Here is a 26375-nt window from a genome sequence, read left to right on the forward strand (position 1 = left end):
TTTGAATGCATAACGACAAAGATCTCTCCACGTGGCAGACCTTCCGCCGACTATGGCCGATGATTGCACCCTTCAAAACAGGTCTGATCGTGGCGGGTGTCGCGTTAATCCTCAACGCAGCAAGTGATACCTTCATGCTATCGCTCCTCAAACCGTTACTGGACGACGGTTTTGGTAAAACGGATCGCTCAGTGTTGCTATGGATGCCTCTGGTGGTTATCGGACTGATGATCTTACGCGGCGTCACCAGCTATATCTCCAGCTACTGTATTTCCTGGGTATCGGGAAAAGTGGTCATGACCATGCGCCGTCGACTGTTCAGCCATATGATGGGCATGCCGGTCTCCTTCTTTGACAAACAGTCCACCGGGACCTTGCTGTCGCGCATCACCTACGATTCTGAGCAGGTTGCGTCGTCATCGTCCAGCGCACTGATTACCGTAGTGCGTGAAGGCGCATCGATCATCGGCCTGTTTATCATGATGTTCTACTACAGCTGGCAGCTGTCGATCATTCTCATCGTGCTGGCGCCAATTGTCTCGATCGCTATCCGCGTCGTCTCCAAGCGTTTCCGCAACATCAGTAAAAACATGCAGAACACCATGGGGCAGGTGACCACCAGCGCAGAGCAGATGCTGAAAGGCCACAAAGAAGTGCTTATTTTTGGCGGTCAAAATGTCGAGACCAAGCGCTTTGATAAGGTCAGCAACAAAATGCGTCTGCAAGGGATGAAAATGGTTTCGGCCTCTTCCATCTCCGATCCGATCATTCAGCTGATTGCCTCTCTGGCGCTGGCATTTGTACTGTATGCCGCGAGCTTCCCAAGCGTCATGGAGACCTTAACCGCTGGTACCATCACCGTGGTCTTCTCGTCGATGATTGCACTGATGCGTCCGCTGAAATCCCTGACGAACGTCAACGCCCAGTTCCAGCGCGGTATGGCCGCCTGCCAGACGCTGTTTAGCATTCTGGATACGGAACAGGAAAAAGACGAAGGCAAACGCGTGATCGATCGCGCCAACGGTGACGTTGAATTCCGTAATGTGACCTTTACTTACCCAGGCCGCGAAACGCCTGCGCTGCGTAATATCAACCTGAACATTCCGGCTGGTAAAACGGTTGCGCTGGTGGGCCGCTCTGGTTCAGGTAAATCGACCATTGCCAGCCTGATGACCCGTTTCTACGACATCGACGAAGGCGAAATTCTCCTCGATGGTCACGATCTGCGGGAATATACTCTGCAGTCACTGCGTAATCAGGTCGCGCTCGTCTCGCAGAACGTTCATCTGTTCAACGATACGGTCGCCAACAACATTGCTTACGCCCGTACCGAAGAGTACAGCCGTGAAGCCATCGAAAACGCCGCGCGTATGGCCTACGCGATGGACTTCATCAATAAGATGGATAACGGTCTTGATACCGTAATCGGCGAAAACGGCGTGCTGCTTTCCGGTGGCCAGCGCCAGCGTATTGCGATTGCCCGTGCGCTGCTGCGTGACAGCCCGATTCTTATCCTCGACGAAGCCACTTCTGCACTCGATACCGAGTCTGAACGCGCCATTCAGTCGGCACTGGATGAACTGCAGAAAAACCGTACCTCGCTGGTGATTGCGCACCGTCTGTCGACTATCGAGCAGGCGGATGAAATCGTGGTTGTGGAAGACGGTGTGATCGTTGAACGCGGAAGTCATGCGGATCTCCTTGAGCATCGCGGCGTTTACGCTCAGCTTCATAAAATGCAGTTTGGCGCATGATTGCACGCATCTGGTCCGGGGAATCACCTCTCTGGCTACTGCTGTTGCCGCTCTCCTGGCTATACGGCCTGGTGAGCGGCATCATCCGTTTGTGCTATCGCCTGGGGCTGAAAAAAGCCTGGCGAGCACCGGTGCCGGTTGTGGTCGTCGGGAATCTTACCGCCGGCGGCAACGGTAAAACGCCCGTTGTGATCTGGCTGGTGGAACAGCTGACAAAACGGGGTGTGCGTGTCGGCGTGGTCTCACGGGGTTACGGTGGAAAAGCCGAGCAGTATCCACTGCTCCTGACCTCTCAGACCACCACGGCACAGGCCGGAGACGAACCGGTATTGATCTTTCAGCGTACCGGCGCGCCTGTCGCTATCTCTCCTAATCGCAGCGAAGCCGTTCAGGCATTGCTGGCCGAACATCCGCTGCAAATTATCATCACCGACGACGGCTTACAGCATTACGCCCTTGCGCGAGACAAAGAGATCGTGGTGATTGACGGTGAGCGTCGTTTCGGCAACGGCTGGTGGTTACCTGCCGGGCCAATGCGCGAACGTGCGTCTCGTCTGCGCTCCGTCGATGCCGTTATTGTGAATGGCGGCGAAGCACGGGCTGGCGAAATCCCGATGGCCTTAAAGCCCGGACAGGCGGTTAATCTGCTGACCGGTGAACAGCGGGACATAACCGCGTTGCCTTGTCTGGTCGCCATGGCCGGTATCGGTCATCCTCCGCGTTTTTTTGCCACCCTGGAAAGCGGCGGAGCAAAGCTTGAAAATCGAATTCCTCTCGCCGACCATCAGGCGCTGACGCTGGAGAGCGTTGAACCTCTGGCGACTTCTCACCAGAATCTGATCATGACCGAAAAAGACGCCGTTAAATGCCGCGCCTTTGCCAAAGCCAACTGGTGGTATCTGCCCGTTGATGCACAGCTCAGCGGCGAACAGCCAGAACGCCTGCTCCAGGAACTGATAGCGCTGGTGCGCTAAGTCGAATGCGGTTCTGGTAGCGCGATGACTTACAGGAAAACGCATGTCACTACCGCAACTCTCACTTAGCGCCGCCCGCCATTTGCATCTTGCCGCGCAAGGTCTACTGAAAAAGCCCCGCCGTCGCGCACAGCCTGCCGATATTCTCTCTGCAATCCAGCGCATGTCCCTGCTGCAAATCGACACCATTAATATTGTTGCCCGCAGTCCCTATCTGGTGCTTTTTAGCCGCCTTGGGAATTATCCGGCTCAGTGGCTGGATGATGCGCTAAGCCAGGGCGATCTGATGGAATACTGGGCGCATGAAGCCTGTTTTCTGCCGCGTACCGATTTCGGGCTGGTGCGCCATCGCATGCTCGCGCCGGAGAACATGGGCTGGAAGTATCGGAAGGAATGGATGCATGAAAATGCCGACGAAATCGACCAGATGATTGCGCATATTCAGGACAACGGCCCGGTGCGTTCTGCCGATTTCGAACATCCGCGTAAAGGCACGAGCGGCTGGTGGGAGTGGAAACCGCATAAGCGTCATCTGGAGGGGCTGTTTACCTCGGGAAAAGTCATGGTGGTGGAGCGACGTAATTTTCAGCGCGTGTACGATCTTACCCACCGGGTGATGCCGCACTGGGACGACGAACGCGATCTGCTGGACCAAACCGCTGCCGAAGCGATCATGCTGGAAAACAGTGCCCGTAGCCTGGGGATTTTTCGGCCACAGTGGCTGGCGGATTACTATCGTCTGCGTCAGCCGGCGCTGAAACCGCTGCTTGAACGCTGGCAGGAAAACCAACGCGTTGTGCGCGTCGAGGTCGAAACGCTGGGGGAAATGTGGCTCCATGCCGATCTCCTCCCACTTCTGCCGCAGGCTCAGGCCGATAAGCTGACCGCGACGCATAGCGCCGTATTGTCGCCGTTCGACCCGGTGGTCTGGGATCGTAAACGCGCAGAACAGCTGTTTGATTTTATCTATCGCCTCGAATGTTACACGCCCGCGCCGAAACGTCAGTTCGGCTATTTCGTCTTACCGCTGCTGCATAAGGGGCGGTTGGTCGGACGGATGGACGCGAAAATGCACCGCAAAACAGGCGTGCTGGAAGTCATTGCGTTGTATCTGGAAGCGGGCGTTAAAGTCAGTGCAACGCTTGAAAAAGGTCTCACGTTGGCACTTAACGAATTCGCCATCTGGCAGCAGGCCCGACAAATCACTCTGGGACAACTGCCGGACGGGTTATTTGAGGGCTGTCGGAGTGGCTGGGAAATAGACATAGCCTGAAAAAGGAATGTGGTAAGCTTTAGCGATTACCTATACGGAGGAACTATGGATCACCGTTTACTTGAGATTATTGCCTGCCCGGTGTGCAACGGCAAACTGTATTACAGCCAGGATAAGCAAGAGCTGATTTGCAAACTGGATAATCTGGCTTTCCCGTTTCGTGACGGCATTCCTGTCCTGCTGGAAACCGAAGCCCGTACGCTGACGGCAGAAGAGAGCAGACCATGAGTTTTGTTGTCATCATTCCGGCACGATTCGCATCAACCCGTTTACCGGGCAAACCGCTGGTCGATATTAACGGTAAGCCGATGATTGTTCACGTTCTCGAGCGAGCACGTGAATCGGGTGCTGAGCGCGTGATTGTCGCCACGGATCATGAAGAGGTTGCACGTGCGGTCGAAGCGGCGGGCGGCGAAGTGTGCATGACGCGCGCGGATCACCAGTCCGGTACCGAAAGGCTTGCCGAAGTCGTCGAAAAATGCGGTTTCAGCGATGACACGGTAATCGTTAACGTGCAGGGCGATGAGCCGATGATCCCGGCGGTGATTATCCGCCAGGTCGCGGAAAACCTCGCGCAGCGCCAGGTCGGAATGGCAACACTGGCCGTGCCGATTCACCACGCGGAAGAAGCGTTTAACCCCAATGCCGTCAAAGTGGTGATGGACGCGGAAGGTTACGCGCTCTATTTCTCCCGTGCGACTATTCCCTGGGATCGCGATCGTTTTGCGCAGTCCAAAGAGGCGATTGGCGATACTTTCCTGCGTCATTTGGGCATTTACGGCTACCGGGCGGGCTTTATTCGCCGCTACGTGACCTGGGCACCAAGCCCGCTGGAGCACATCGAAATGCTCGAGCAGCTGCGCGTGCTGTGGTACGGCGAAAAAATCCATGTGGCTGTTGCACAGGAAGTGCCTGGAACCGGCGTCGATACCCAGGAAGATCTCGAACGCGTACGCGCGGAACTGAAATAAATCTCCCGCATCCCCCCGTTCTGGGGGGATGTTCTACCGCCTCGTTTTTATCGCATTTTTCTACGTTCAAATTGATCTCATAAGGGTGACATCTGTCAGCTACACGCTCATTATGAAAGCAGTAGTTTTGATGGGGGTAATCTCATATGGAACAGTTGCGTGCTGAGCTGAGCCACCTGCTGGGTGAGAAACTCAGTCGGCTGGAGTGCGTGAGTGAGAAAGCGGACACTTCCCTGTGGTCGCTGTACGACAGTAACGGAAATCCCATGCCGTTAATGGCGAGAAGCTTTACCTCCCCCGGCGTAGCCAGGCAGTTGGCCTGGAAAATGTCGATGCTGGCACGTAGCGGGACGGTGCGGATGCCGACGGTGTATGGGGTTATGACCCACGAAGAACATCCCGGCCCGGATGTGCTGCTGATTGAGCGCCTGCGCGGTGTCCCGGTCGAAGCGCCCGCAAGAACACCGGATCGTTGGGAGCAGCTTAAAGATCAAATCGTCGAAGGGCTACTGTCCTGGCACCGACAGGACAGCCGTGGGCTGGTCGGGCCGGTAGACAGCACCCAGGAAAACCTTTGGCCACTGTGGTATCGCCAGCGGGTCGAAGTGCTCTGGGGAACCCTCAACCAGTTCAACAATACCGGCCTGAGCATGCAGGATAAGCGTATTTTATTCCGCACCCGCGAATGTTTGCCGACGATGTTTGAGGGCTTTAACGATAACTGCGTGCTGGTTCATGGCAACTTTACCCTGCGCAGCATGCTGAAAGACGCCCGAAGCGATCAGCTTCTGGCGATGGTGGGGCCGGGGATTATGCTGTGGGCACCGCGCGAATATGAACTGTTCCGCTTAGGCGAAAGCGCGCTGGCAGAGAGCTTAATGTGGCACTATCTGCAGCGAGCGCCAGTCTCGGAATCTTTCCTCTGGCGCCGCTGGCTGTATCTGTTGTGGGATGAAGTCGCGCAGCTCGTTAATACCGGGCGTTTTAACCGCGCAAACTTCGATATGGCTACAAAATCACTCCTGCCCTGGCTCGCCTGACGAGCCTTTGAGCCACTGCCAGAGTCGTCCGAGGGATTCATACCCGACGCGATCGCTGTGCATCAGCCAGACCGGCGACGGGATCACGCGCTCCCAGGGATTGAGCGGCGCGTCGATCGCCAGCTGATTCGCCGGTGCGGGCAGGGGATGCAATCCGGCATGTTCAAAGAAAATCATCGCTCGCGGCAGATGCGAGGCGGACGTCACCAGCAGGAAAGGCGCATCGCCGATAGCCTGTTTCACGGCAGCGGCCTCTTCTTCCGTATCTTTAGGGCTATCGAGGGTAATAATCGCCGAGCGCGGCACGCCGAGCGATTCTGCCACCCGCGCCCCAGCTTCTGCGGTGCTGACCGGATTCGTTTTAGCGGCGGCACCCGTAAAGATCATTTTCGATCTCGGATTGCTCAGCCACAGACGGATCCCTTCATTGAGGCGCGGCAAACTGTTGTTAATCAGGTTGGAACTGGGCGCCCATTTATCGTCCCAGGTATAACCGCCGCCCAACACCACGATGTACTCCACTTTCTGATTTCCCTGCCACGTCGGGTACGTGTTTTCAATGGGGCGCAACAACCTGTCCGCCACCGGTTGCAGGCTTAACAGCAGTAGCGCCAGCCAGCCGGTGGTGATCACGATTTTGCCACTTCGCTGAAAACGGGTGAACCACACCAGCAGCAGCCCGAGCGCAATGAACATCAGCAGGAGAGGGAGAGGAAGCATCATCCCTCCAATGTATTTCTTTAGGGTAAAAAGCATCCTTTTTGGTTCCTTTTTTAACCATACAGCAGGTGATTACACGCGATATTACACCAGAGAGGTTCATTCTCCGCGCGGGTGTGACAAAATAGCGGTTTTGCTGCTAGCGGATGGAACTCTCCCAATGCGGGATCGCAATTTTGATGACATCGCGGAAAAGTTTTCGCGGAACATTTACGGCACTACCAAGGGGCAGTTACGTCAGACGATCCTCTGGCAGGATCTGGACAACGTGCTGGCCACCTTTGGTGACCGAAAGTTGCGGGTACTGGATGCGGGCGGCGGTGAAGGTCAGACGGCCATTTTAATGGCGCAGCGCGGCCATCACGTCACGCTTTGCGATCTTTCTGCTGAAATGGTGGCGCGTGCGAAACGCGCGGCAGAAGAGAAAGGTGTGAGCGACAACATGCATTTTATACATTGCGCCGCTCAGGACATTGCGCAGCATTTGGAAACTCAGGTTGATCTGATATTGTTTCATGCTGTGCTGGAATGGGTCGCCGAACCTCAGGAAATGTTAAAAACTCTGTGGTCTGTGCTCACCCCCAGCGGCGCGTTGTCGCTGATGTTCTACAATGCTAACGGCCTGCTGATGCGTAACGTGCTGGTGGGCAATTTCGGCTATGTGCAACAGGGCATGTATAAAAAGAAACGGCGCACGCTTTCGCCGGATTTTCCACGCGATCCGCAGCAGGTCTATGGCTGGCTGGAAGAGATGGGGTGGGAGATCACCGGGAAAACGGGCGTCAGGGTTTTTCATGATTATCTGCGCGATAAACAAAAACAGCATGACTGTCTTGACGCTTTAACAGAAATAGAAACGCGGTATTGCCGTCAGGAACCCTTTATCAGTCTTGGGCGATATATTCACGTCATCGCGCGCAAGCCGCAGAAGCAAGGATAATTTATGAGTGAATTTTCCCAGACAGTCCCCGAACTGGTTGCCTGGGCCAGGAAAAACGATTTCTCCATCTCGCTGCCGGTAGACAGGCTCTCTTTCCTGCTGGCGGTCGCTACGCTTAACGGCGAACGTCTGGATGGAGAGATGAGCGAGGGTGAACTGGTGGATGCGTTCCGCCATGTCAGTGATGCGTTTGAGCAAACCAGCGAAACCATTAGCGTGCGTGCCAACAACGCGATCAACGAGATGGTGCGTCAACGTCTGCTGAACCGCTTTACAAGCGAGCAGGCGGAAGGAAACGCCATCTATCGTCTGACACCGCTGGGCATCGGCATTACGGACTATTACATCCGTCAGCGCGAATTCTCCACGCTGCGCCTCTCTATGCAGCTGTCGATCGTGGCGGGCGAGCTTAAACGGGCGGCGGATGCTGCGGACGAAAATGGGGATGAATTCCACTGGCATCGAAATGTCTACGCGCCGCTGAAATACTCGGTGGCCGAAATTTTCGACAGTATCGATCTCACCCAGCGTCTGATGGACGAGCAGCAGCAGCAGGTGAAAGACGATATCGCGCAGCTGCTGAATAAAGACTGGCGTGCGGCGATCTCAAGCTGTGAACTGCTTTTGTCTGAAACTTCCGGAACCCTGCGTGAATTGCAGGACACGCTGGAAGCTGCAGGGGATAAACTCCAGGCGAATCTGCTGCGCATCCAGGATGCGACGCTGGCGCATGACGATCTGCATTTTGTCGATCGCCTGGTCTTCGATTTGCAAAGCAAACTCGACCGTATTATCAGCTGGGGCCAGCAGTCGATCGATCTGTGGATCGGCTATGACCGCCACGTGCATAAATTCATCCGTACCGCCATCGACATGGACAAGAACCGCGTGTTCGCCCAGCGTCTGCGTCAGTCGGTACAAAGCTATTTCGATGCGCCATGGGCGCTGACCTACGCCAACGCCGATCGTCTGCTGGATATGCGCGACGAAGAGATGGCGCTGCGTGACGAAGAGGTCACCGGCGAACTGCCGCCGGATCTGGAGTTTGAAGAATTCAACGAAATTCGTGAGCAACTTGCCGCGATGATCGAAGAACAGCTGGCCGTCTACAAAACCAGACAAGTGCCGCTGGATCTCGGCCTCGTGGTGCGCGACTATCTGGTGCAATACCCGCGTGCGCGCCATTTTGATATCGCCCGCATCGTCGTCGATCAGGCCGTTCGCCTGGGCGTCGCGCAAGCAGATTTCACCGGACTGCCGCCGAAGTGGCAGCCGATTAACGATTACGGAGCCAAGGTACAGGCGCATGTCATTGACAAATATTGAACAAGTGATGCCAGTTAAACTGGCCCAGGCGCTGGCAAATCCGTTATTTCCGGCGCTGGACAGCCAGCTGCGTGCCGGTCGTCACATTGGTCTTGACGAGCTGGATAATCACGCTTTTCTGATGGACTTCCAGGAGTATCTGGAAGAGTTTTATGCCCGTTACAACGTTGAGTTGATCCGCGCGCCAGAAGGCTTTTTCTACCTGCGCCCGCGCTCCACGACGCTGATCCCACGCTCTGTGCTGTCTGAGCTGGACATGATGGTGGGCAAAATTCTTTGCTATCTCTACCTCAGCCCGGAACGTCTGGCCAACGAAGGCATCTTCACTCAGCAAGAGCTGTATGACGAGCTGTTGAGCCTCGCAGACGAAGGCAAGCTGCTTAAGCTTGTGAACAACCGCTCCACCGGGTCGGATCTTGACCGCCAGAAGTTACAGGAAAAAGTCCGCTCTTCCCTGAACCGCCTGCGCCGTCTGGGGATGGTCTGGTTTATGGGCCACGACAGCAGCAAATTCCGCATTACCGAATCCGTGTTCCGCTTTGGCGCTGATGTGCGCACTGGCGATGACCCGCGTGAAGCGCAGCTGCGCATGATCCGCGACGGTGAAGCCATGCCTATCGAAAATAATTTGCAGCTCAATGATGAGAATGAAGAGAGTCAGCCGGATAGCGGGGAGGAAGAGTAATGATTGAACGCGGTAAATTTCGTTCGCTAACGCTGGTTAACTGGAACGGTTTCTTTGCCCGAACCTTCGATCTGGATGAGCTGGTCACCACGCTCTCCGGCGGTAACGGGGCGGGTAAATCCACCACCATGGCGGCGTTCGTCACGGCGCTGATCCCTGATTTGACGCTGCTTCACTTCCGTAACACCACCGAAGCGGGCGCGACGAGCGGGTCTCGCGATAAAGGTCTGCACGGTAAGCTGAAGGCGGGCGTCTGTTATTCAGTGCTGGATGTGATCAACTCCCGCCACCAGCGTGTGGTGGTCGGTGTGCGCCTGCAACAAATTGCGGGCCGCGACCGTAAAGTCGACATCAAACCTTTCGCCATCCAGGGGCTGCCAACGTCGGTTCAACCGACGTCACTGCTGACGGAAACCCTTAACGATCGTCAGGCGCGCGTGCTGCCGCTGAATGAACTGAAAGAAAAGCTCGAAGCGATTGAAGGCGTCCAGTTTAAACAGTTCAACTCGATCACTGATTATCACTCGCTGATGTTTGATCTGGGCGTTGTGGCGCGTCGTCTGCGCACCGCGTCGGACCGCAGCAAATACTATCGCCTGATTGAAGCCTCCCTGTACGGCGGGATTTCCAGCGCCATCACCCGCTCCCTGCGCGACTACCTGTTGCCGGAAAACAGCGGCGTGCGCAAAGCCTTCCAGGACATGGAAGCGGCGCTGCGTGAAAACCGCATGACGCTGGAAGCGATTCGCGTTACCCAGTCTGACCGCGACCTGTTCAAACATCTGATCAGCGAAGCGACCAACTACGTGGCGGCGGACTACATGCGTCACGCCAACGAGCGTCGCATTCATCTGGATAAAGCGCTGGAGTACCGCCGCGAGCTGTTTACCTCTCGCAAGCAGCTGGTGGCTGAGCAGTACAAACACGTTGAGATGGCCCGCGAGCTGGGCGAACACAACGGTGCCGAAGGCGATCTGGAAGCCGATTATCAGGCGGCCAGCGATCATCTGAATCTGGTGCAAACTGCCCTGCGCCAGCAGGAGAAAATCGAGCGCTACGAAGCCGATCTCGATGAGCTGCAGATCCGTCTCGAAGAGCAAAACGAAGTGGTGGCAGAAGCCGCCGATATGCAGGAAGAGAAAGAGGCGCGCGCCGAGGCCGCCGAGCTGGAAGTGGATGAGCTGAAAAACCAGCTGGCCGACTACCAGCAGGCTCTCGATGTTCAGCAAACCCGCGCCATCCAGTACACCCAGGCATTACAGGCGCTGCAACGCGCGAAAGAGCTGTGCCACCTCCCGGATTTAACACCGGATAGTGCCGACGAGTGGCTGGAGACCTTCCAGGCAAAAGAACAGGAAGCGACGGAGAAATTGCTCTCCCTCGATCAGAAAATGAGCGTGGCGCAGGCCGCGCACAGTCAGTTCGAACAGGCATATCAGCTGGTTGCGGCGATCAACGGCCCGCTGGCGCGCAGTGATGCCTGGGAAGTGGCGCGCGACTTGCTGCGCGATGGAGTCAATCAGCGCCATCTGGCGGAGCAGGTTCAGCCGCTGCGTATGCGTCTGAACGAGCTGGAACAGCGTCTGCGTGAACAGCAAGAGGCGGAACGCCTGCTGGCCGAATTCTGCAAGCGCCAGGGTAAGCATGTCGATATCGACGATCTGGAAACGCTGCATCAGGAACTGGAAGCGCGTATCGCGTCTCTGTCTGACAGCGTCTCCAGCGCCAGCGAGCAGCGCATGGTCCTGCGCCAGGAGCTGGAACAGCTGCAGTCGCGCACTCAGACGCTGCTGCGACGTGCGCCAGTCTGGCTGGCCGCGCAAAGCAGCCTGAACCAGCTGAGCGAGCAGTGTGGTGAAGAGTTCGAGTCTAGCTCAGAAGTAACCGAATACCTGCAACAGCTGCTTGAGCGCGAGCGCGAAGCCATTGTTGAGCGTGACGAAATCGGCGCGCGTAAAAATGCCGTCGATGAAGAGATTGAACGTTTAAGTCAGCCAGGCGGCGCGGAAGATTCGCGTCTTAATGCGCTGGCGGAACGTTTTGGTGGCGTGCTGCTGTCCGAAATTTACGACGACGTCAGCCTTGAAGATGCGCCGTATTACTCTGCGCTGTATGGCCCGTCCCGTCATGCGATCGTCGTGCCGGATTTATCGCTGATTGCCGATCAGCTGGAAGGGCTGGAAGAGTGTCCGGAAGATCTCTATTTGATCGAAGGGGATCCGCAGTCCTTCGATGACAGCGTGTTCAGCGTCGATGAGCTGGAAAAAGCGGTGGTCGTGAAAGTTGCCGATCGCCAGTGGCGTTATTCTCGCTTCCCGACGCTGCCGATCTTTGGCCGCGCCGCGCGTGAAAACCGCATCGAAAACCTGCATGCCGAACGTGAAACCCTATCTGAACGCTTCGCGACCCTGTCGTTTGACGTGCAGAAAACCCAGCGTTTGCACCAGGCCTTCAGCCGCTTTATCGGCAGCCACGTTGCAGTTGCCTTTGAGCCGGATCCAGAAGCCGAGATCCGCAAACTCAATACCCGTCGTGGCGAACTTGAGCGCGCCCTGAGCAATCATGAAAATGATAATCAGCAGAGCCGCGTACAGTTTGAACAGGCGAAAGAGGGCGTTGCAGCCCTGAACCGTATCCTGCCGCGTCTGAATCTGCTGGGTGACGAAACCCTCGCCGATCGCGTGGATGAAATTCAGGAACGCCTGGATGAAGCTCAGGAAGCCGCACGCTTCGTCCAGCAGCACGGCAATCAGCTCGCGAAACTGGAGCCTGTGCTGTCGGTTCTGCAAAGCGATCCGGAACAGTATGAACAGCTGAAAGAAGATTATGCGTACTCCCAGCAGGTGCAGCGTGATGCGCGCCAGCAGGCGTTTGCACTGACCGAAGTGGTGCAGCGTCGCGCGCACTTTGGTTATAGCGACTCGGCAGAAATGCTGAGTGGCAACAGTGATTTGAACGAAAAACTGCGCCAGCGTCTGGAGCAGGCAGAAGCAGAACGTAGCCGCAGCCGTGATGCGCTGCGCAGCCACGCCGCACAGCTGAGTCAGTACAATCAGGTGCTGGCATCGCTGAAAAGCTCCTTCGACACCAAGAAAGAGCTGCTCACCGATCTGCATAAAGAATTGCAGGATATCGGCGTTCGCGCGGACAGCGGGGCGGAAGAGCGTGCACGCATTCGCCGCGATGAGTTGCACAGCCAGCTGAGCAACAACCGTTCACGCCGTCACCAGCTGGAAAAAGCCCTGACACTGTGCGAAGCGGAGATGGATAACCTGACCCGTCGCCTGCGTAAGCTGGAACGCGATTACCACGAGATGCGCGAGCAGGTCGTGACCGCCAAGGCGGGCTGGTGTGCGGTGATGCGCATGGTGAAAGACAATGGCGTCGAGCGTCGTCTGCACCGTCGCGAGCTGGCCTATCTCTCTGGCGATGAGCTGCGTTCGATGTCGGATAAAGCGTTGGGTGCTCTGCGTCTTGCGGTGGCGGATAACGAACATCTGCGCGATGTGCTGCGTATGTCTGAAGATCCAAAACGTCCTGAGCGCAAAATTCAGTTCTTCGTGGCGGTTTATCAGCACCTGCGTGAACGTATTCGCCAGGACATCATTCGCACGGACGATCCGGTCGAAGCGATCGAACAGATGGAGATCGAACTGGGTCGCCTGACAGAAGAGCTGACCTCCCGCGAACAGAAGCTGGCCATCAGCTCTCGCAGCGTGGCGAACATTATTCGCAAAACGATCCAGCGCGAGCAGAACCGTATCCGGATGCTCAACCAGGGTCTGCAGAGCGTGTCGTTTGGCCAGGTGAACAGCGTTCGTCTGAACGTTAACGTCCGTGAAGCGCACGCCACTCTGTTGGATGTGCTCTCTGAGCAGCACGAGCAGCATCAGGATCTGTTCAACAGCAACCGTCTCAGCTTCTCCGAAGCGCTGGCGAAACTGTATCAGCGCCTGAATCCGCAGATTGATATGGGCCAGCGTACGCCGCAAACCATTGGTGAAGAGCTGCTGGATTACCGTAACTATCTGGAAATGGAAGTTGAAGTTAACCGTGGTTCTGACGGCTGGCTGCGTGCAGAATCCGGCGCACTTTCTACCGGCGAAGCGATCGGTACCGGGATGTCGATTCTGGTGATGGTCGTGCAGAGCTGGGAAGATGAAGCGCGCCGCCTGCGTGGCAAGGATATCTCGCCGTGTCGCCTGCTGTTCCTCGATGAGGCCGCGCGTCTGGATGCCCGTTCAATCGCAACGCTGTTTGAGCTGTGCGACCGTCTGGATATGCAGCTGATTATTGCGGCACCTGAGAACATCAGTCCGGAAAAAGGCACGACGTACAAACTGGTGCGTAAAGTGTTTAATAATACCGAACATGTTCACGTCGTGGGGCTGCGCGGTTTTGCGCCGCAGCCGCCGGAGTCGTTACCGGGTACGGCTGACGCGTCTTAACGCGTTTGATAAAAAGGGCGGCACACAGGTGCTGCCCTTTTTATTTGCTTAACTTGCGCTCAGGGCTGCGTTATCTTTAAACTTCTTTACATAAGGCAAGGCAGTAGCGTCTATGCCTTTCTATACTGAAGAAAAGCCCCGGTGTTGTGGGCAGGTCGTAAAGCAAACAGGGGGCAAGGGATGTTGCTAAAGAAAACTCATGGTCGTCAGCTATCCGCACTCAGTGTGTGCCTGACGTTAATATTCGCTCCACTGTTTAATGCCCAGGCTGATGAGCCTGAAGTGGTTCCTGTCGACAGTTCGGCGACGATGGGCGCACAGCCCACTTCGCTGCTGCAACCACTGGAACAATCTTCCGCGACCGCCATTATGGCAGGTATCAAAACGCTGCCTGCGGATGTGGATACGCAAGCCGTGCGCCAGCAGCTGCAATCAGGACTGCCGTCCGGCTACACGCCCGCCTACCTTAATCAGCTGACCTTACTGTATGCCGCGCGCGCGATGAAACCGATGTGGGACGATCGCGATGCGGTACGTGCTTTCCAGCAGCAGCTGGCGGAAGTGGCTATCGCCGGTTTCCAGCCGCAGTTTACCGCGTGGGTTGAGCTTTTGACTGACCCGACGGTGACGGGGATGGCGCGCGACGTGGTTCTTTCCGATGCCATGATGGGCTATCTGCAGTTTGTGGCGGGTATTCCGGTCAATGGCAATCGCTGGCTGTACAGCGAAAAACCCTACAAGCTGGCGACACCCGCACTCTCTGTGATCAACCAGTGGCAAGTGTCGCTGGATAAGGGCACGCTTCTGCGCTTTATTGCCAGTCTGGCACCGGCCCATCCGCAATATGCCACCATGCATCAGTCGTTGCTGCAACTGGTGGCGGATACGCGCCCGTGGCCGCAGCTGCGTGGCACCACTACACTGCGTCCAGGACAGTGGAGCAGTGATGTTCCTGCGCTGCGCGAAATTCTTCGCCGCTCTGGTGAGGCCGATTCAGGGCCGAAAATTGCGCTGCCGGGGGATGATCCGCAAAGCGTGGTGGTCAGCCCATCAGCGCCTGTACAGAAGAAAAAATCTGCCGTTCCGGCCGATAAACCTGCTGCCTATGACCGTGAACTGGTTGCTGCAGTAAAAGCGTTCCAGACGGCTCAGGGCCTGGGGGCTGACGGGGTCATTGGACAGTCAACGCGCGACTGGCTGAATGTCTCACCGGCGCAGCGCGCAGGCGTACTGGCCCTGAATATTCAGCGTTTACGCCTGCTTCCAGGAACTCTTTCCAACGGAATTATGGTGAACATACCGGCCTATTCGCTGGTTTATTATCAGAATGGCAGCGAAGTGCTGGCCTCCAGAGTCATTGTCGGACGACCGGATCGTAAAACGCCGATGATGAGCAGCGCGCTGAACAACGTGGTGGTGAATCCGCCGTGGAACGTCCCGCCGACGCTTGCGCGCAAAGATATTCTGCCGAAGTTGTGGAATGACCCGGGTTATCTCGAACGCCACGGTTATACGGTGATGCGCGGCTGGAACAGCAATCAGGCAATTGACCCGTATCAGGTCGACTGGTCGACGATTACGGCGTCAAACCTGCCTTTCCGCTTCCAGCAGGCTCCGGGTGAGCGTAACTCGCTTGGCCGCTATAAATTTAATATGCCAAGTTCCGATGCAATCTATCTGCACGACACGCCCAACCACAACCTGTTCCAGAAAGATACGCGCGCGCTCAGTTCCGGCTGTGTTCGCGTAAATAAAGCGTCTGAACTGGCGAATATGTTGTTGGGTGACGCAGGCTGGAACAACACGCGGATATCCGATGCGCTGAAAGAAGGGAATACGCGCTACGTGAATATTCGACAAAACATTCCGGTCAATCTTTACTATCTGACGGCGTTTGTTGGTGCTGATGGACGTACCCAATATCGTACAGATATTTACAATTACGATCTCACCGCGCGATCTGGCGCACAAATTTTGCCAAAAGCCGAACAATTAATCAGGTAAATGAAGTAGTTCGGGAAAAATGATTGTCGTAAGTTATGGTAGAGAAGGGGCTATATCGCTGTAAGCCCCGTATCTACTGGGGTTGGGTGCCTTGACGTTGGCTGTTCTGGCGGTTATGGTGCCCTTCGTGCGCTAAGCATATTTACGATAACATTGACCTGTAGACCTGATTATCATGGACAAATTTGACGCTAATCGCCGCAAGCTGCTGGCGTTAGGTGGTGTTGCGCTGGGCGCAGCGGCCATCTTACCGACGCCAGCATTTGCCACCCTCTCGACACCACGTCCGCGTATTTTGACGCTCAACAATCTTCACACTGGTGAGACGTTAAAAGCGGAGTTTTTCGATGGCAGAGGCTATATTCAGGATGAATTAGCAAGACTCAACCATTTTTTCCGTGATTACCGCGCGAATAAAATAAAAGCCATCGACCCAGGATTATTTGATCAGCTTTTCCGCCTCCAGGGCCTGCTCGGCACCCGCAAGCCGGTGCAGCTCGTTTCCGGTTATCGCTCTATTGATACCAATAACGAACTGCGCGCCCATAGCCGTGGGGTAGCCAAAAAAAGCTATCACACTAAAGGACAGGCGATGGACTTTCATATTGAAGGCGTTTCATTAGCCAATATTCGCAAAGCTGCGTTATCTATGCGCGCAGGTGGTGTAGGATATTATCCACGTAGCAACTTTGTGCATATTGATACCGGGCCAACACGGCACTGGTAATAATGAAGGAGCAGTATGAACTATCGTATTATTCCGGTGACTGCGTTCGCCCAGAACTGTTCATTAATCTGGTGTGAACAAACCAAACTGGCCGCGCTTGTCGATCCCGGCGGAGATGCTGAGAAGATCAAGCAGGAAGTCGACGCGTCCGGCGTGACGCTGATGCAGATTTTGCTGACCCATGGTCACCTCGACCATGTGGGGGCTGCGGCAGAGCTGGCACAACATTACGGTGTGCCAGTCATTGGACCGGAAAAAGAAGATGAGTTCTGGCTGCAGGGCTTGCCTGCCCAAAGCCGTATGTTTGGTCTCGATGAGTGTCAGCCTCTGACGCCCGATCGCTGGCTGAATGAAGGCGAGAGCGTTAACGTCGGAAACGTGACGCTACAGGTGTTGCATTGCCCGGGCCATACGCCGGGGCACATCGTCTTCTTTGACGATCAATCGCGTTTGCTCGTCTCGGGTGACGTGATTTTCAAAGGCGGCGTAGGACGCAGCGACTTCCCGCGCGGCGACCACGGTCAGTTGATCCAGTCGATTAAACAGAAGTTATTGCCGTTGGGTGATGATGTGACGTTTATTCCAGGCCATGGCCCACTGTCGACGCTGGGATATGAGCGGGTGCATAACCCGTTCCTGCAGGATGAAATGCCTGTCTGGTAAACCCCATTAAAAAAGCCTGCTATCAGCAGGCTTTTTTGTGCGTACTGAATACGGATTTTACAGCACAGCGACAATCGCTTCGCACAGCGGTGCCATGTTGTCTGGCGTCATTCCCGCGACGTTCACACGTCCAGAAGCGACAGCATACACACCAAACTCTTCACGCAGACGCAGAACCTGTTCTTTGGTCAGGCCGCTAAACGAGAACATCCCGTTCTGTTTGATGATGAAGCTGAAGTCACGATCCGCCCCTTTTTCTGCCAGCGTGTTCACAAACAGCAGACGCATGCGCTGGATGCGTTGACGCATGTCGTTCAGCTCTTGTTCCCAGATGGCGCGCAGGGCGTCATTGCTGAGGATGGTCGCTACGACAGACGCACCGTGTGCTGGTGGGTTGGAGTAGTTAGCACGAATCACCGATTTCATCTGGCTGAACGCACGATCAACGGTTTGCTCATCGGCCGCCACCAGCGTACAGGCGCCAACACGCTCATTGTACAGACCAAAGTTCTTGGAATAGGAGCTGGCGACGATCAGTTCCTGATGAACAGCGGCAAAGGCGCGCAGGCCCTCTGCATCTTCTTCCAGACCGCGAGCAAAGCCCTGGTAGGCGAAGTCGAAGAGCGGCAGCCAGCCCTTTTCTACTGACAGTTTTGCCAGCTGTTCCCACTGTTCCAGCGTCGGATCGATACCGGTTGGGTTGTGGCAGCAGCCATGGAACAGCACCACGTCACCCGCCTGTGCTTCGTTCAGGCTGGAGAGCAGGCCGTCAAAGTCGAGCGTATGGTTTGCCGCGTCATAATATGCATATTCACGCACTTCCAGCCCCGCAGAGTTAAACACGCTCTTGTGGTTCGGCCAGCTTGGGTTGCTCACCCAAACGCGCTTCACAGCGGTGTTTTTCGCGAGGAAATCCGCCGCGACGCGTAATGCGCCGGTACCGCCTGGCGTCTGGGCTGTGCGGGCACGCTTATCGCTAACAATCGTGCTGCCTTTTCCAAACAGCAGCTCCTGAGTGCAGCGACCAAATTCCGGGATACCGTCGATACCGAGGTAGTTTTTGGTGTTTTCGTTTTCCAGCAGATACTGCTCAGCTTTTTTAACGCTGGTCAGGACCGGAGTCTTGCCGGTTTCATCTTTATAGACACCAATACCCAGGTTGATTTTTCCAGGGCGGTCATCGGCACGAAACAGATCGGCCAGGCCCAGAATAGGGTCGGCAGGGGCGGCGGTAATGTTCTCAAACATGACGAGGTTCCATTGTGATTACAGAAGTGAAATCCGCTATCAGGTTAACGGTAGATTTACAAAATGCCAACCGTTTGCGACGAAAAGCGTGCGCCTTTTCAAAAGTCGCTACTTTTTGCTTTCAGCCATAAAAAAAACAGGACCGAAGTCCTGTTTTTAAGGCATTTAGCAGAGAGGGCTGCTTATTAGAACTGGTAAACGATACCAACACCAGCCTGGTCGTCGGTAGACAGACTCACCGCACGGGTGTAGCTGTTATCGTCCAGCAGGTTGAAGCGGTAAGCCGCGTATACGTTCATGTTCTTGTTGAAGTAGTACCAGGTACCCAGCTCAATATATTTAACCAGGTCAGCGTCGCCACCAGCGAAGCCGTTACGGTCGCTCAGGTTTTTACCTTTAGACTGTACGTAGCCCAGGGATGGACGCAGGCCGAAGTCGAACTGGTACTGTACTACTGCTTCAATGTTCTGAGTTTTGTTTGCGAATTCGTCGTCGTTTTCGCGGGTCATGTTACGGGATTCGCCGTACATAACAGATGCGTACAGGTTGTTCGCATCGTATTTAACAGAAGTTGCCCAACCTTCAGCGCGTTTACCTTTGCCGTCAGCAGACTGATCAGAAGAACGGTCAGAGTTGGTGTACGCTGCAGTTACGTTGAAGCCTTCAGCGAAGTCATAACCCAGAGAGTAGCTGCCGCCGTCGCCGTTCTGACGAGCTGGGGTGTGACCAGATTCGTTTTTACCCTGGTATTGCAGACCCAGGTTCAGACCGTCAACCAGACCGAAGAAGTTGGAGTTACGGTAAGTTGCCAGACCGGTGCTACGGCCAGTCATGAAGTTGTCTGTTGCTGCCAGGGAGTCGCCACCCCAGATAACGAACATATCGGTAGATGCCAGTGCATCGTAGAACGCACCGTAGTTACGGCCGTAATCGAATGAACCGTAGTCGCCGCCTTTCAGACCAGCGAATGCCAGACGGGTTTTAGTACCCTGAGCGCCTTCCTGTGCGGAAGCATCCATGTTGTATTCCCACTGACCGTAACCGGTCAGCTGGTCATTAACCTGGGTTTCACCTTTGAAGCCGATACGGGCATAGGTGGTGTCATTGTTGTTAGAGTCACCGTTGGTAGTCCACTGGTGTTCACCTACAGCCTTACCGTAGAAGTCCAGTTTGTTGCCGTTTTTGTTATAGATTTCTGCAGCGTTTGCTGCACCGGCTACCAGCAGGGCAGGGATAACCACTGCCAGGATATTGCGCTTCATCATTATTTATTACCCTCATTGGTTTTTTTATGACACTCGCCACTGCCCACAATAAATTCTGTCAATAAATATTTCCGGAACTATTGATGAGAGTTTGGTGTCTTTATGTATCTGACAGGCATCTTTCCATTCATATAACCGTTTCGCTAGCCTGAAAGTGCTACAAAGATAAAGATTGAGTAACAAAAAGAAATTATGTGTAACTAAATGTGTATTATTCGGAACTTTGTGAAGCACCTCAAATTTCGGAACTGATTGCTGAATAAAAACACTAACCCATTCCTATATATATGAATTGCTTATATTTAATTTTGATAAAGGCTTTTCGTATCAACAGAAGTTAAACAATGCACTTTTTCTTATTGTATACATTAGCCATCCAGAGGGCTGTGTAAGTGGGTATTTTTTGTGCTAAAGCACGCAAAGGTAATAAGGCGCAATAAGAATGTGGTTTATTTTTTGTTCGTAGATATTTCATGGAAATAAAACGTAACAGGTGGAATATTTGGCGGGGTTGCACTTTGAAGATACTGACTTTCAACTGACATAAACTGACAGTACAGAATAAAATAACGGCCAGCAGTTGCTGGCCGTTATTAATTGTGAGGATTAGAAACTGGCGTTACGCGGAGTACGTGGGAATGGAATCACGTCACGCACGTTCTGAACGCCGGTGACGTATGCAATCAGACGTTCAAAGCCCAGACCGAAGCCTGAGTGTGGCACTGTACCGTAACGGCGCAGGTCGCGATACCAGCTGTAATCCGCTGGATTAAGACCCATCTCTTCCATACGCGCGTCCAGTACGTCCAGACGCTCTTCACGCTGAGAGCCACCGATGATTTCACCGATGCCCGGCGCCAGCACATCCATCGCCGCAACGGTCTTACCGTCTTCGTTAAGGCGCATGTAGAAGGCCTTAATGTCTTTCGGATAGTTTTTCACGACCACCGGTGCTTTGAAGTGTTTCTCAGCCAGGTAACGTTCGTGTTCAGAAGATAAATCCACGCCCCAGTAAACCGGGTTCTCGAATTTCTCACCGCATTTTTCCAGGATCGCTACCGCGTCGGTGTAATCGACCTGCGCGAAGTCCGCAGAGACGAAACGCTCCAGACGGGCAACCGCATCGCTGTCGACACGCTCTGCGAAGAATTTCATGTCGTCTGCGCGCTCTTCCAGAACCGCTTTGAAGACATACTTCAGCATCGCTTCTGCCAGGGCGGCCGCGTCATTCAGATCGGCAAACGCCACTTCAGGCTCCAGCATCCAGAACTCTGCCAGGTGGCGGCTGGTGTTGGAGTTTTCAGCACGGAAGGTTGGGCCGAAGGTGTAGATTTTTGACAGGGCGCAGGCATAAGTTTCGCCGTTAAGCTGGCCGGATACGGTCAGGAACGCCTCTTTACCGAAGAAGTCCTGGTCGAAATCCACTTTGCCTTCTGGTGTGCGCGGCAGATTTTCCAGATCCAGCGTAGAAACGCGGAACATTTCGCCCGCACCTTCGGTATCGGACGCGGTGATCAGCGGCGTGGAGACCCAGAAGTAACCCTGCTCGTCGAAGAAGCGGTGCAGCGCTTGCGCCAGCGTGTGACGAACGCGTGCGACGGCACCAATCATGTTGGTACGCGGGCGCAGGTGAGCCACTTCACGCAGATATTCGATGCTGTGGCGTTTTGCCGCCATTGGATAGGTGTCTGGATCTTCAACCCAGCCGGTTACTTCAACAGACGTCGCCTGGATTTCGAAGCTCTGGCCCTGGCCTGGAGACGCAACCACGACACCCGTCACGATAACGGAACAGCCGGTGGTCAGGCGCAGAACTTCGTCATTGTAATTGGGCAGAGAATTATTAATAACGGCCTGTACAGGATCAAAGCAGGAACCGTCATAGACGGCAAGGAAGGAGATGCCAGCTTTAGAATCTCGGCGAGTACGCACCCATCCGCGCACGGTGACTTCTTGGTCAACGGCGACGCGGCCCTGGAGTACGTCGGCTACAGGCACAACGCTCATAATATTCTCTCTGTTAATAGTCGGAAAAAATAGACACTTGTTCACCCTTATAGGGGGATATCTATGTTACCTGGCATCCGCCATCAGACAAGCAGATTTCGCAGAGAAAAGAGAGAAATTAGTAAAAATTTGGACGGGGGGCCGATAAGCCCCCCTGAAGAGGATTAACTGGCTTTCTTAATCTGTGGCAGATCGAAGGCTTTACGCAGTGCGCGCACGAACGCTTTATCATGGCAGATGGTTTTACCCGGGCTGTCAGAAAGCTTGGCGACCGGCTTGCCGTTACATTCCACCAGTTTGATAACGATATTCAGCGGTTTTACCTGCGGGATATCGCACGTCAGGCGGGTACCGATGCCGAAGCTAAGGTTAACCCTGGAGGAGAACTGACGGTAAAGGTCGACCGCTTTTGTCAGATCCAGATTGTCGGAGAAGACCAATACTTTGGTGAGCGGATCGATGCCGAGCTTCTGATAATGGGCGATTGCTTTCTCACCCCATTCAACCGGATCCCCGGAGTCATGGCGCAGACCCTGATAGCGATTGGCAAATTCCGGGCCGAAATCGCGCAGGAATGCATCCATGGTAATACAGTCGGTGAGGGCAATACCCAGCTGATCCGGATACTCATCAAGCCATGCGGCGAGCGCCGCGCGCTGGCTGGTGGCAAGATCGGGGCTTATCTGCTGATGCGCCTGGAACCACTCGTGAGCCTGTGTGCCCATCGGCGTCAGATTACGGCGACGCGCCAAATCATAGTTGCTGGTTCCGACAAACCACGGCTCTTGCTGCAAACGTTCCACAATCGCCTGCTGCACTTCGCGGGAGAAGCGACGGCGCGTGCCGAAATCCATCAGTCGGAAACGGGACATATCAATCGATTCTGTCATCTGGTGGAAATCAACCAGCTTGCTTTCCAGCGTCACCAGCGCCTGTTCAACGCTCGCTTCGGGTGAACGGTAGCGGTGCACAATCTCGCTAATCACCGCCAGCAGCGGCACTTCCCACATGATCACTTCACGCCACGGGCCGGCGAGGCGAATGTGCAGCCTGCCATTATTGTTGGTGACGGTAACCTGTTCGGGGTTGTAGCGGAAATCGCGCAGCCAGTTGAGATAGTCGGCTTTGAAGAAGGGGAGGCCAGAGAGCCACTGGTATTCGTCGTCCTGAAGAGTCAGATGCTGCATGGCATCGACCTGTTCACGGATGGTATCAGCGTAAATACCGAGCAGGTCATCACCGCGGCAGCGGAATTCAGCCGCTACCTCTACATCATAGTAATGGTGAAAAACGGCTTGCTGCATATGCAGTTTATACGCATCGGTATCCAGCAGTGTATGCAGAACAGGGGAAGCGAATTGAGTCATAGGTGCGCAGTAGCATCCTCTCACGGGAGCGTTTAGTACAATAAACAACTATTGAAACCGCTGGAGTATACCTTGTTTAGCGATTTATTGAACCCCGATCACAACATAAGCTGCCGTTATGGTCGAGGGCATTTCGTGCCCCGTGTTATACAAATGTAGCAAAAATGGTTTTTCCGCCTGAAAAGATGAACATTCTGCGTAGCGCGTTTTACACAACAGGAATAGACTGGATTCGTTATTCGACAAACGATGCATAAGGTTTTCTATGACACAACAGCCACAAGCCAAATACCGCCACGACTACCGTGCGCCGGATTACCTGATTAGCGATATCGATCTGACTTTTGACCTGGATGCCACCAAAACCGTTGTCACGGCCGTAAGCCAGGTCACACGCCAAAGTGCGACGGCTGTTCCGCTGCGTCTCGATGGCGAAGACCTGACGCTGGTCTCAGTCCACGTGAACGACGAAGCCTGGTCTGACTATAAAGAAGAAGAGAACCAGCTGGTCATCAACAATCTGCCAGAGCGTTTCTCCCTGCGCATCGTGACTGAAATCAGCCCGGCGTCCAATACGGCGCTGGAAGGCCTGTATCAGTCAGGCGTGGCGCTTTGCACCCAGTGCGAAGCCGAAGGTTTCCGCCATATTACCTGGTATCTGGACCGCCCGGACGTTCTGGCGCGTTTCACCACCAAAATCATTGCCGATAAAAAGCGTTATCCGTATCTGCTCTCCAACGGTAACCGTGTGGGGCAGGGCGAGCTGGAAAATGGCCGTCACTGGACACAGTGGCAGGATCCGTTCCCGAAACCTTGCTACCTGTTTGCCCTGGTCGCGGGTGATTTCGACGTGCTGCGCGATACCTTCAAAACCCGTTCCGGCCGCGACGTCGCGCTGGAGCTGTTTGTCGATCGTGGCAACCTTGACCGCGCGCCGTGGGCGATGACGTCCCTGATTAACTCTATGAAGTGGGACGAAGAGCGTTTCGGCCTGGAGTACGATCTCGACATCTATATGATCGTCGCCGTCGACTTCTTTAATATGGGCGCGATGGAGAACAAAGGCCTGAACGTCTTTAACTCCAAATATGTGCTGGCCCGTACCGACACCGCCACCGATAAAGATTACCTCGATATCGAACGCGTGATTGGTCATGAGTATTTCCACAACTGGACCGGGAACCGCGTCACCTGCCGCGACTGGTTCCAGCTGAGCCTGAAAGAGGGCCTGACCGTGTTCCGCGATCAGGAGTTTAGCTCCGATCTGGGATCACGCGCCGTCAACCGCATCAGCAATGTGCGCACCATGCGCGGCCTGCAGTTTGCCGAAGACGCCAGCCCAATGGCGCACCCGATTCGCCCTGATAAAGTGATTGAGATGAACAACTTCTACACCCTGACGGTGTACGAGAAAGGTTCTGAAATCATACGTATGATCCACACCCTGCTCGGCGAAGAGAACTTCCAGAAAGGGATGCAACTCTATTTCGAACGCCACGACGGTAGCGCGGCGACGTGCGACGATTTCGTGCAGGCGATGGAAGATGCGTCCAACGTCGACCTGTCGCATTTCCGCCGCTGGTACAGCCAGGCCGGTACGCCGATTGTCAGCGTTAAAGATGACTACAATCCGGAAACCGAACAGTACACCCTGACCATCAGCCAGCGCACGCCGCCGACAGCTGAGCAGGAAGAGAAGCACCCGCTGCACATTCCGTTTAGCATCGAGCTGTACGATAACGAAGGCAACGTGATCCCGCTGCAGAAGGGCGGTCATCCGGTGCATCACGTGCTGAACGTGACCCAGGCAGAACAGACCTTTATCTTTGATAACGTTTACTTCCAGCCGGTTCCGGCGCTGCTGTGCGAATTCTCCGCACCGGTGAAACTGGAATATAAGTGGAGCGATCAGCAGCTCACCTTCCTGATGCGTCATGCGCGCAACGATTTCTCCCGCTGGGATGCGGCGCAGAGTCTGCTGGCGACCTACATCAAACTGAACGTGAACCGTCACCAACAGGGTCAGCCGCTGTCGCTCCCGGTTCACGTTGCCGATGCGTTCCGCGCCATTCTGCTGGATGAGAAAATCGATCCGGCGCTGGCCGCAGAGATCCTGACGCTGCCGTCCGCGAGCGAAATCGCCGAGCTGTTTGAGATTATCGATCCCATCGCCATTACCGCCGTGCGTGAAGCCCTGACCCGCACGCTGGCGACCGAACTGGCCGATGAATTCCTGGCCATTTATAACGCCAACAAGCTCGACGAATACCGTGTGGAACACGCGGATATCGGCAAGCGTTCCCTGCGTAACACCTGTCTGCGCTATCTGGCATTTGGTGAAACAGAACTGGCGAACACGCTTGTCAGTAAGCAGTATCACGAAGCCGATAACATGACCGACGCCTTAGCGGCCCTGGCGGCAAGCGTGGCGGCAGAGCTGCCGTGCCGTGATGCGCTGATGCAAGAGTACGATGATAAGTGGCATCAGGACGGCCTGGTGATGGATAAATGGTTTATCCTGCAAGCCACCAGCCCGGCGGCGGATGTGCTGAACAAGGTACGCCATCTGCTCAAACACCGCTCTTTCACCATGAGCAACCCGAACCGCGTGCGTTCCCTGATTGGCGCGTTTGCCAGCAGCAACCCGGCGGCCTTCCATGCGGAAGACGGCAGCGGTTATCAGTTTATGGTGGAAATGCTGACTGAGCTTAACAGCCGTAACCCGCAGGTGGCATCGCGTCTGATTGAGCCGCTGATCCGCCTGAAACGCTACGACGCAGCGCGTCAGGCGAAAATGCGTGCTGCCCTTGAGCAGTTAAAAGGGCTGGAAAATCTGTCGGGCGATCTGTTCGAGAAGATTACGAAGGCGCTGGCCTGACGTTAATGCCAGGTAGCACTGTTAAGTAAAAACAAAACGGCAACGCAAGTTGCCGTTTTTTATGGGTTTAACCGTTTCTTGTATG

General features: G+C 54.9%; 19 protein-coding genes. 14 read left to right on the plus strand and 5 right to left on the minus strand.

What is annotated here, in order from left to right:
* Positions 1 to 5: 5 nt before the first annotated feature.
* The 6 genes from msbA (at position 6) to ETG88_RS00565 (ending at position 6012) form a co-directional block, all read left to right on the plus strand.
* Positions 6 to 1754 carry a lipid A ABC transporter ATP-binding protein/permease MsbA gene (msbA, locus tag ETG88_RS00540; RefSeq protein WP_129034332.1) on the plus strand — a complete coding sequence of 583 codons (1749 nt, stop codon included), beginning with the start codon at positions 6 to 8 and terminating at the stop codon, positions 1752 to 1754.
* Positions 1751 to 2728: a tetraacyldisaccharide 4'-kinase gene (gene lpxK, locus ETG88_RS00545; RefSeq protein WP_129034333.1), complete on the plus strand. Its 978-nt coding sequence runs from the start codon at positions 1751 to 1753 to the stop codon at positions 2726 to 2728. Before msbA ends, lpxK begins: the two co-directional genes overlap by 4 nt.
* 43 nt (positions 2729 to 2771) lie before the next feature.
* The gene (locus tag ETG88_RS00550; RefSeq protein ID WP_129034334.1) at positions 2772 to 4001 is read left to right on the plus strand and encodes a winged helix-turn-helix domain-containing protein; all 1230 of its coding nucleotides are present in this window, start codon (positions 2772 to 2774) and stop codon (positions 3999 to 4001) included.
* A 45-nt stretch (positions 4002 to 4046) separates the two neighbouring features.
* Positions 4047 to 4229 (plus strand): protein YcaR, encoded by a 183-nt coding sequence (ycaR, locus tag ETG88_RS00555; RefSeq protein ID WP_129034335.1) that lies wholly within the window; start codon positions 4047 to 4049, stop codon positions 4227 to 4229.
* Complete coding sequence (kdsB, locus tag ETG88_RS00560; RefSeq protein ID WP_100776992.1) at positions 4226 to 4972, plus strand: 3-deoxy-manno-octulosonate cytidylyltransferase; 747 nt, start codon at positions 4226 to 4228, stop codon at positions 4970 to 4972. The genes ycaR and kdsB overlap by 4 nt, the downstream gene beginning before the upstream one ends.
* 146 nt (positions 4973 to 5118) lie before the next feature.
* The gene (locus tag ETG88_RS00565; RefSeq protein WP_129034336.1) at positions 5119 to 6012 is read left to right on the plus strand and encodes a YcbJ family phosphotransferase; all 894 of its coding nucleotides are present in this window, start codon (positions 5119 to 5121) and stop codon (positions 6010 to 6012) included.
* On the opposite strand, the gene elyC is transcribed toward ETG88_RS00565, so the two are convergent.
* On the minus strand, positions 5989 to 6768 hold the full coding sequence (elyC, locus tag ETG88_RS00570; RefSeq protein WP_129034337.1) for an envelope biogenesis factor ElyC: 780 nt from the start codon (positions 6766 to 6768) through the stop codon (positions 5989 to 5991). The genes ETG88_RS00565 and elyC overlap by 24 nt on opposite strands.
* A gap of 124 nt (positions 6769 to 6892) precedes the next feature.
* Between elyC and cmoM the strand changes: the two genes are divergently transcribed.
* From cmoM to ETG88_RS00605, 7 genes are all read left to right on the plus strand, one after another.
* Positions 6893 to 7672 carry a tRNA uridine 5-oxyacetic acid(34) methyltransferase CmoM gene (gene cmoM / locus ETG88_RS00575; RefSeq protein WP_129034338.1) on the plus strand — a complete coding sequence of 260 codons (780 nt, stop codon included), beginning with the start codon at positions 6893 to 6895 and terminating at the stop codon, positions 7670 to 7672.
* 3 nt (positions 7673 to 7675) lie between these two features.
* On the plus strand, positions 7676 to 8998 hold the full coding sequence (gene mukF, locus ETG88_RS00580) for a chromosome partition protein MukF (protein WP_100776988.1): 1323 nt from the start codon (positions 7676 to 7678) through the stop codon (positions 8996 to 8998).
* Complete coding sequence (mukE, locus tag ETG88_RS00585; RefSeq protein WP_100776987.1) at positions 8979 to 9683, plus strand: chromosome partition protein MukE; 705 nt, start codon at positions 8979 to 8981, stop codon at positions 9681 to 9683. Before mukF ends, mukE begins: the two co-directional genes overlap by 20 nt.
* On the plus strand, positions 9683 to 14131 hold the full coding sequence (mukB, locus tag ETG88_RS00590; protein WP_100776986.1) for a chromosome partition protein MukB: 4449 nt from the start codon (positions 9683 to 9685) through the stop codon (positions 14129 to 14131). Before mukE ends, mukB begins: the two co-directional genes overlap by 1 nt.
* Before the next feature lie 180 nt (positions 14132 to 14311).
* Entirely contained in the window at positions 14312 to 16135 is a 1824-nt protein-coding gene (gene ldtD / locus ETG88_RS00595; RefSeq protein WP_129034339.1) for a L,D-transpeptidase, read from the plus strand.
* A gap of 175 nt (positions 16136 to 16310) precedes the next feature.
* Positions 16311 to 16862 carry a peptidoglycan L,D-endopeptidase MepK gene (mepK, locus tag ETG88_RS00600; RefSeq protein WP_181827572.1) on the plus strand — a complete coding sequence of 184 codons (552 nt, stop codon included), beginning with the start codon at positions 16311 to 16313 and terminating at the stop codon, positions 16860 to 16862.
* Between the two features lie 15 nt (positions 16863 to 16877).
* Complete coding sequence (locus ETG88_RS00605) at positions 16878 to 17525, plus strand: MBL fold metallo-hydrolase (protein WP_100776983.1); 648 nt, start codon at positions 16878 to 16880, stop codon at positions 17523 to 17525.
* Positions 17526 to 17582: 57 nt separating this feature from the next.
* On the opposite strand, the gene ETG88_RS00610 is transcribed toward ETG88_RS00605, so the two are convergent.
* The 4 genes from ETG88_RS00610 to pncB all read right to left on the minus strand — a co-directional run bounded on the left by ETG88_RS00610 (position 17583) and on the right by pncB (position 23412).
* Complete coding sequence (locus ETG88_RS00610; RefSeq protein ID WP_100776982.1) at positions 17583 to 18773, minus strand: amino acid aminotransferase; 1191 nt, start codon at positions 18771 to 18773, stop codon at positions 17583 to 17585.
* A 185-nt stretch (positions 18774 to 18958) separates the two neighbouring features.
* Positions 18959 to 20038, minus strand: coding sequence for a porin (locus tag ETG88_RS00615; RefSeq protein ID WP_100776981.1), 1080 nt, complete (start codon positions 20036 to 20038; stop codon positions 18959 to 18961).
* A 606-nt stretch (positions 20039 to 20644) separates the two neighbouring features.
* Positions 20645 to 22045, minus strand: a complete 1401-nt coding sequence (asnS, locus tag ETG88_RS00620) for an asparagine--tRNA ligase (protein ID WP_100776978.1) — start codon at positions 22043 to 22045, stop codon at positions 20645 to 20647.
* Between the two features lie 164 nt (positions 22046 to 22209).
* On the minus strand, positions 22210 to 23412 hold the full coding sequence (gene pncB, locus ETG88_RS00625; protein WP_129034340.1) for a nicotinate phosphoribosyltransferase: 1203 nt from the start codon (positions 23410 to 23412) through the stop codon (positions 22210 to 22212).
* Positions 23413 to 23677: 265 nt separating this feature from the next.
* On the opposite strand from pncB, the gene pepN reads away from it, so the two are divergent.
* The gene (gene pepN / locus ETG88_RS00630; RefSeq protein ID WP_129034341.1) at positions 23678 to 26290 is read left to right on the plus strand and encodes an aminopeptidase N; all 2613 of its coding nucleotides are present in this window, start codon (positions 23678 to 23680) and stop codon (positions 26288 to 26290) included.
* The last annotated feature ends 85 nt before the right edge of the window (positions 26291 to 26375 follow it).

It is taken from the genome of Lelliottia nimipressuralis, assembly GCF_004115925.1.
In the GTDB taxonomy this organism is placed as follows: domain Bacteria; phylum Pseudomonadota; class Gammaproteobacteria; order Enterobacterales; family Enterobacteriaceae; genus Enterobacter; species Enterobacter nimipressuralis.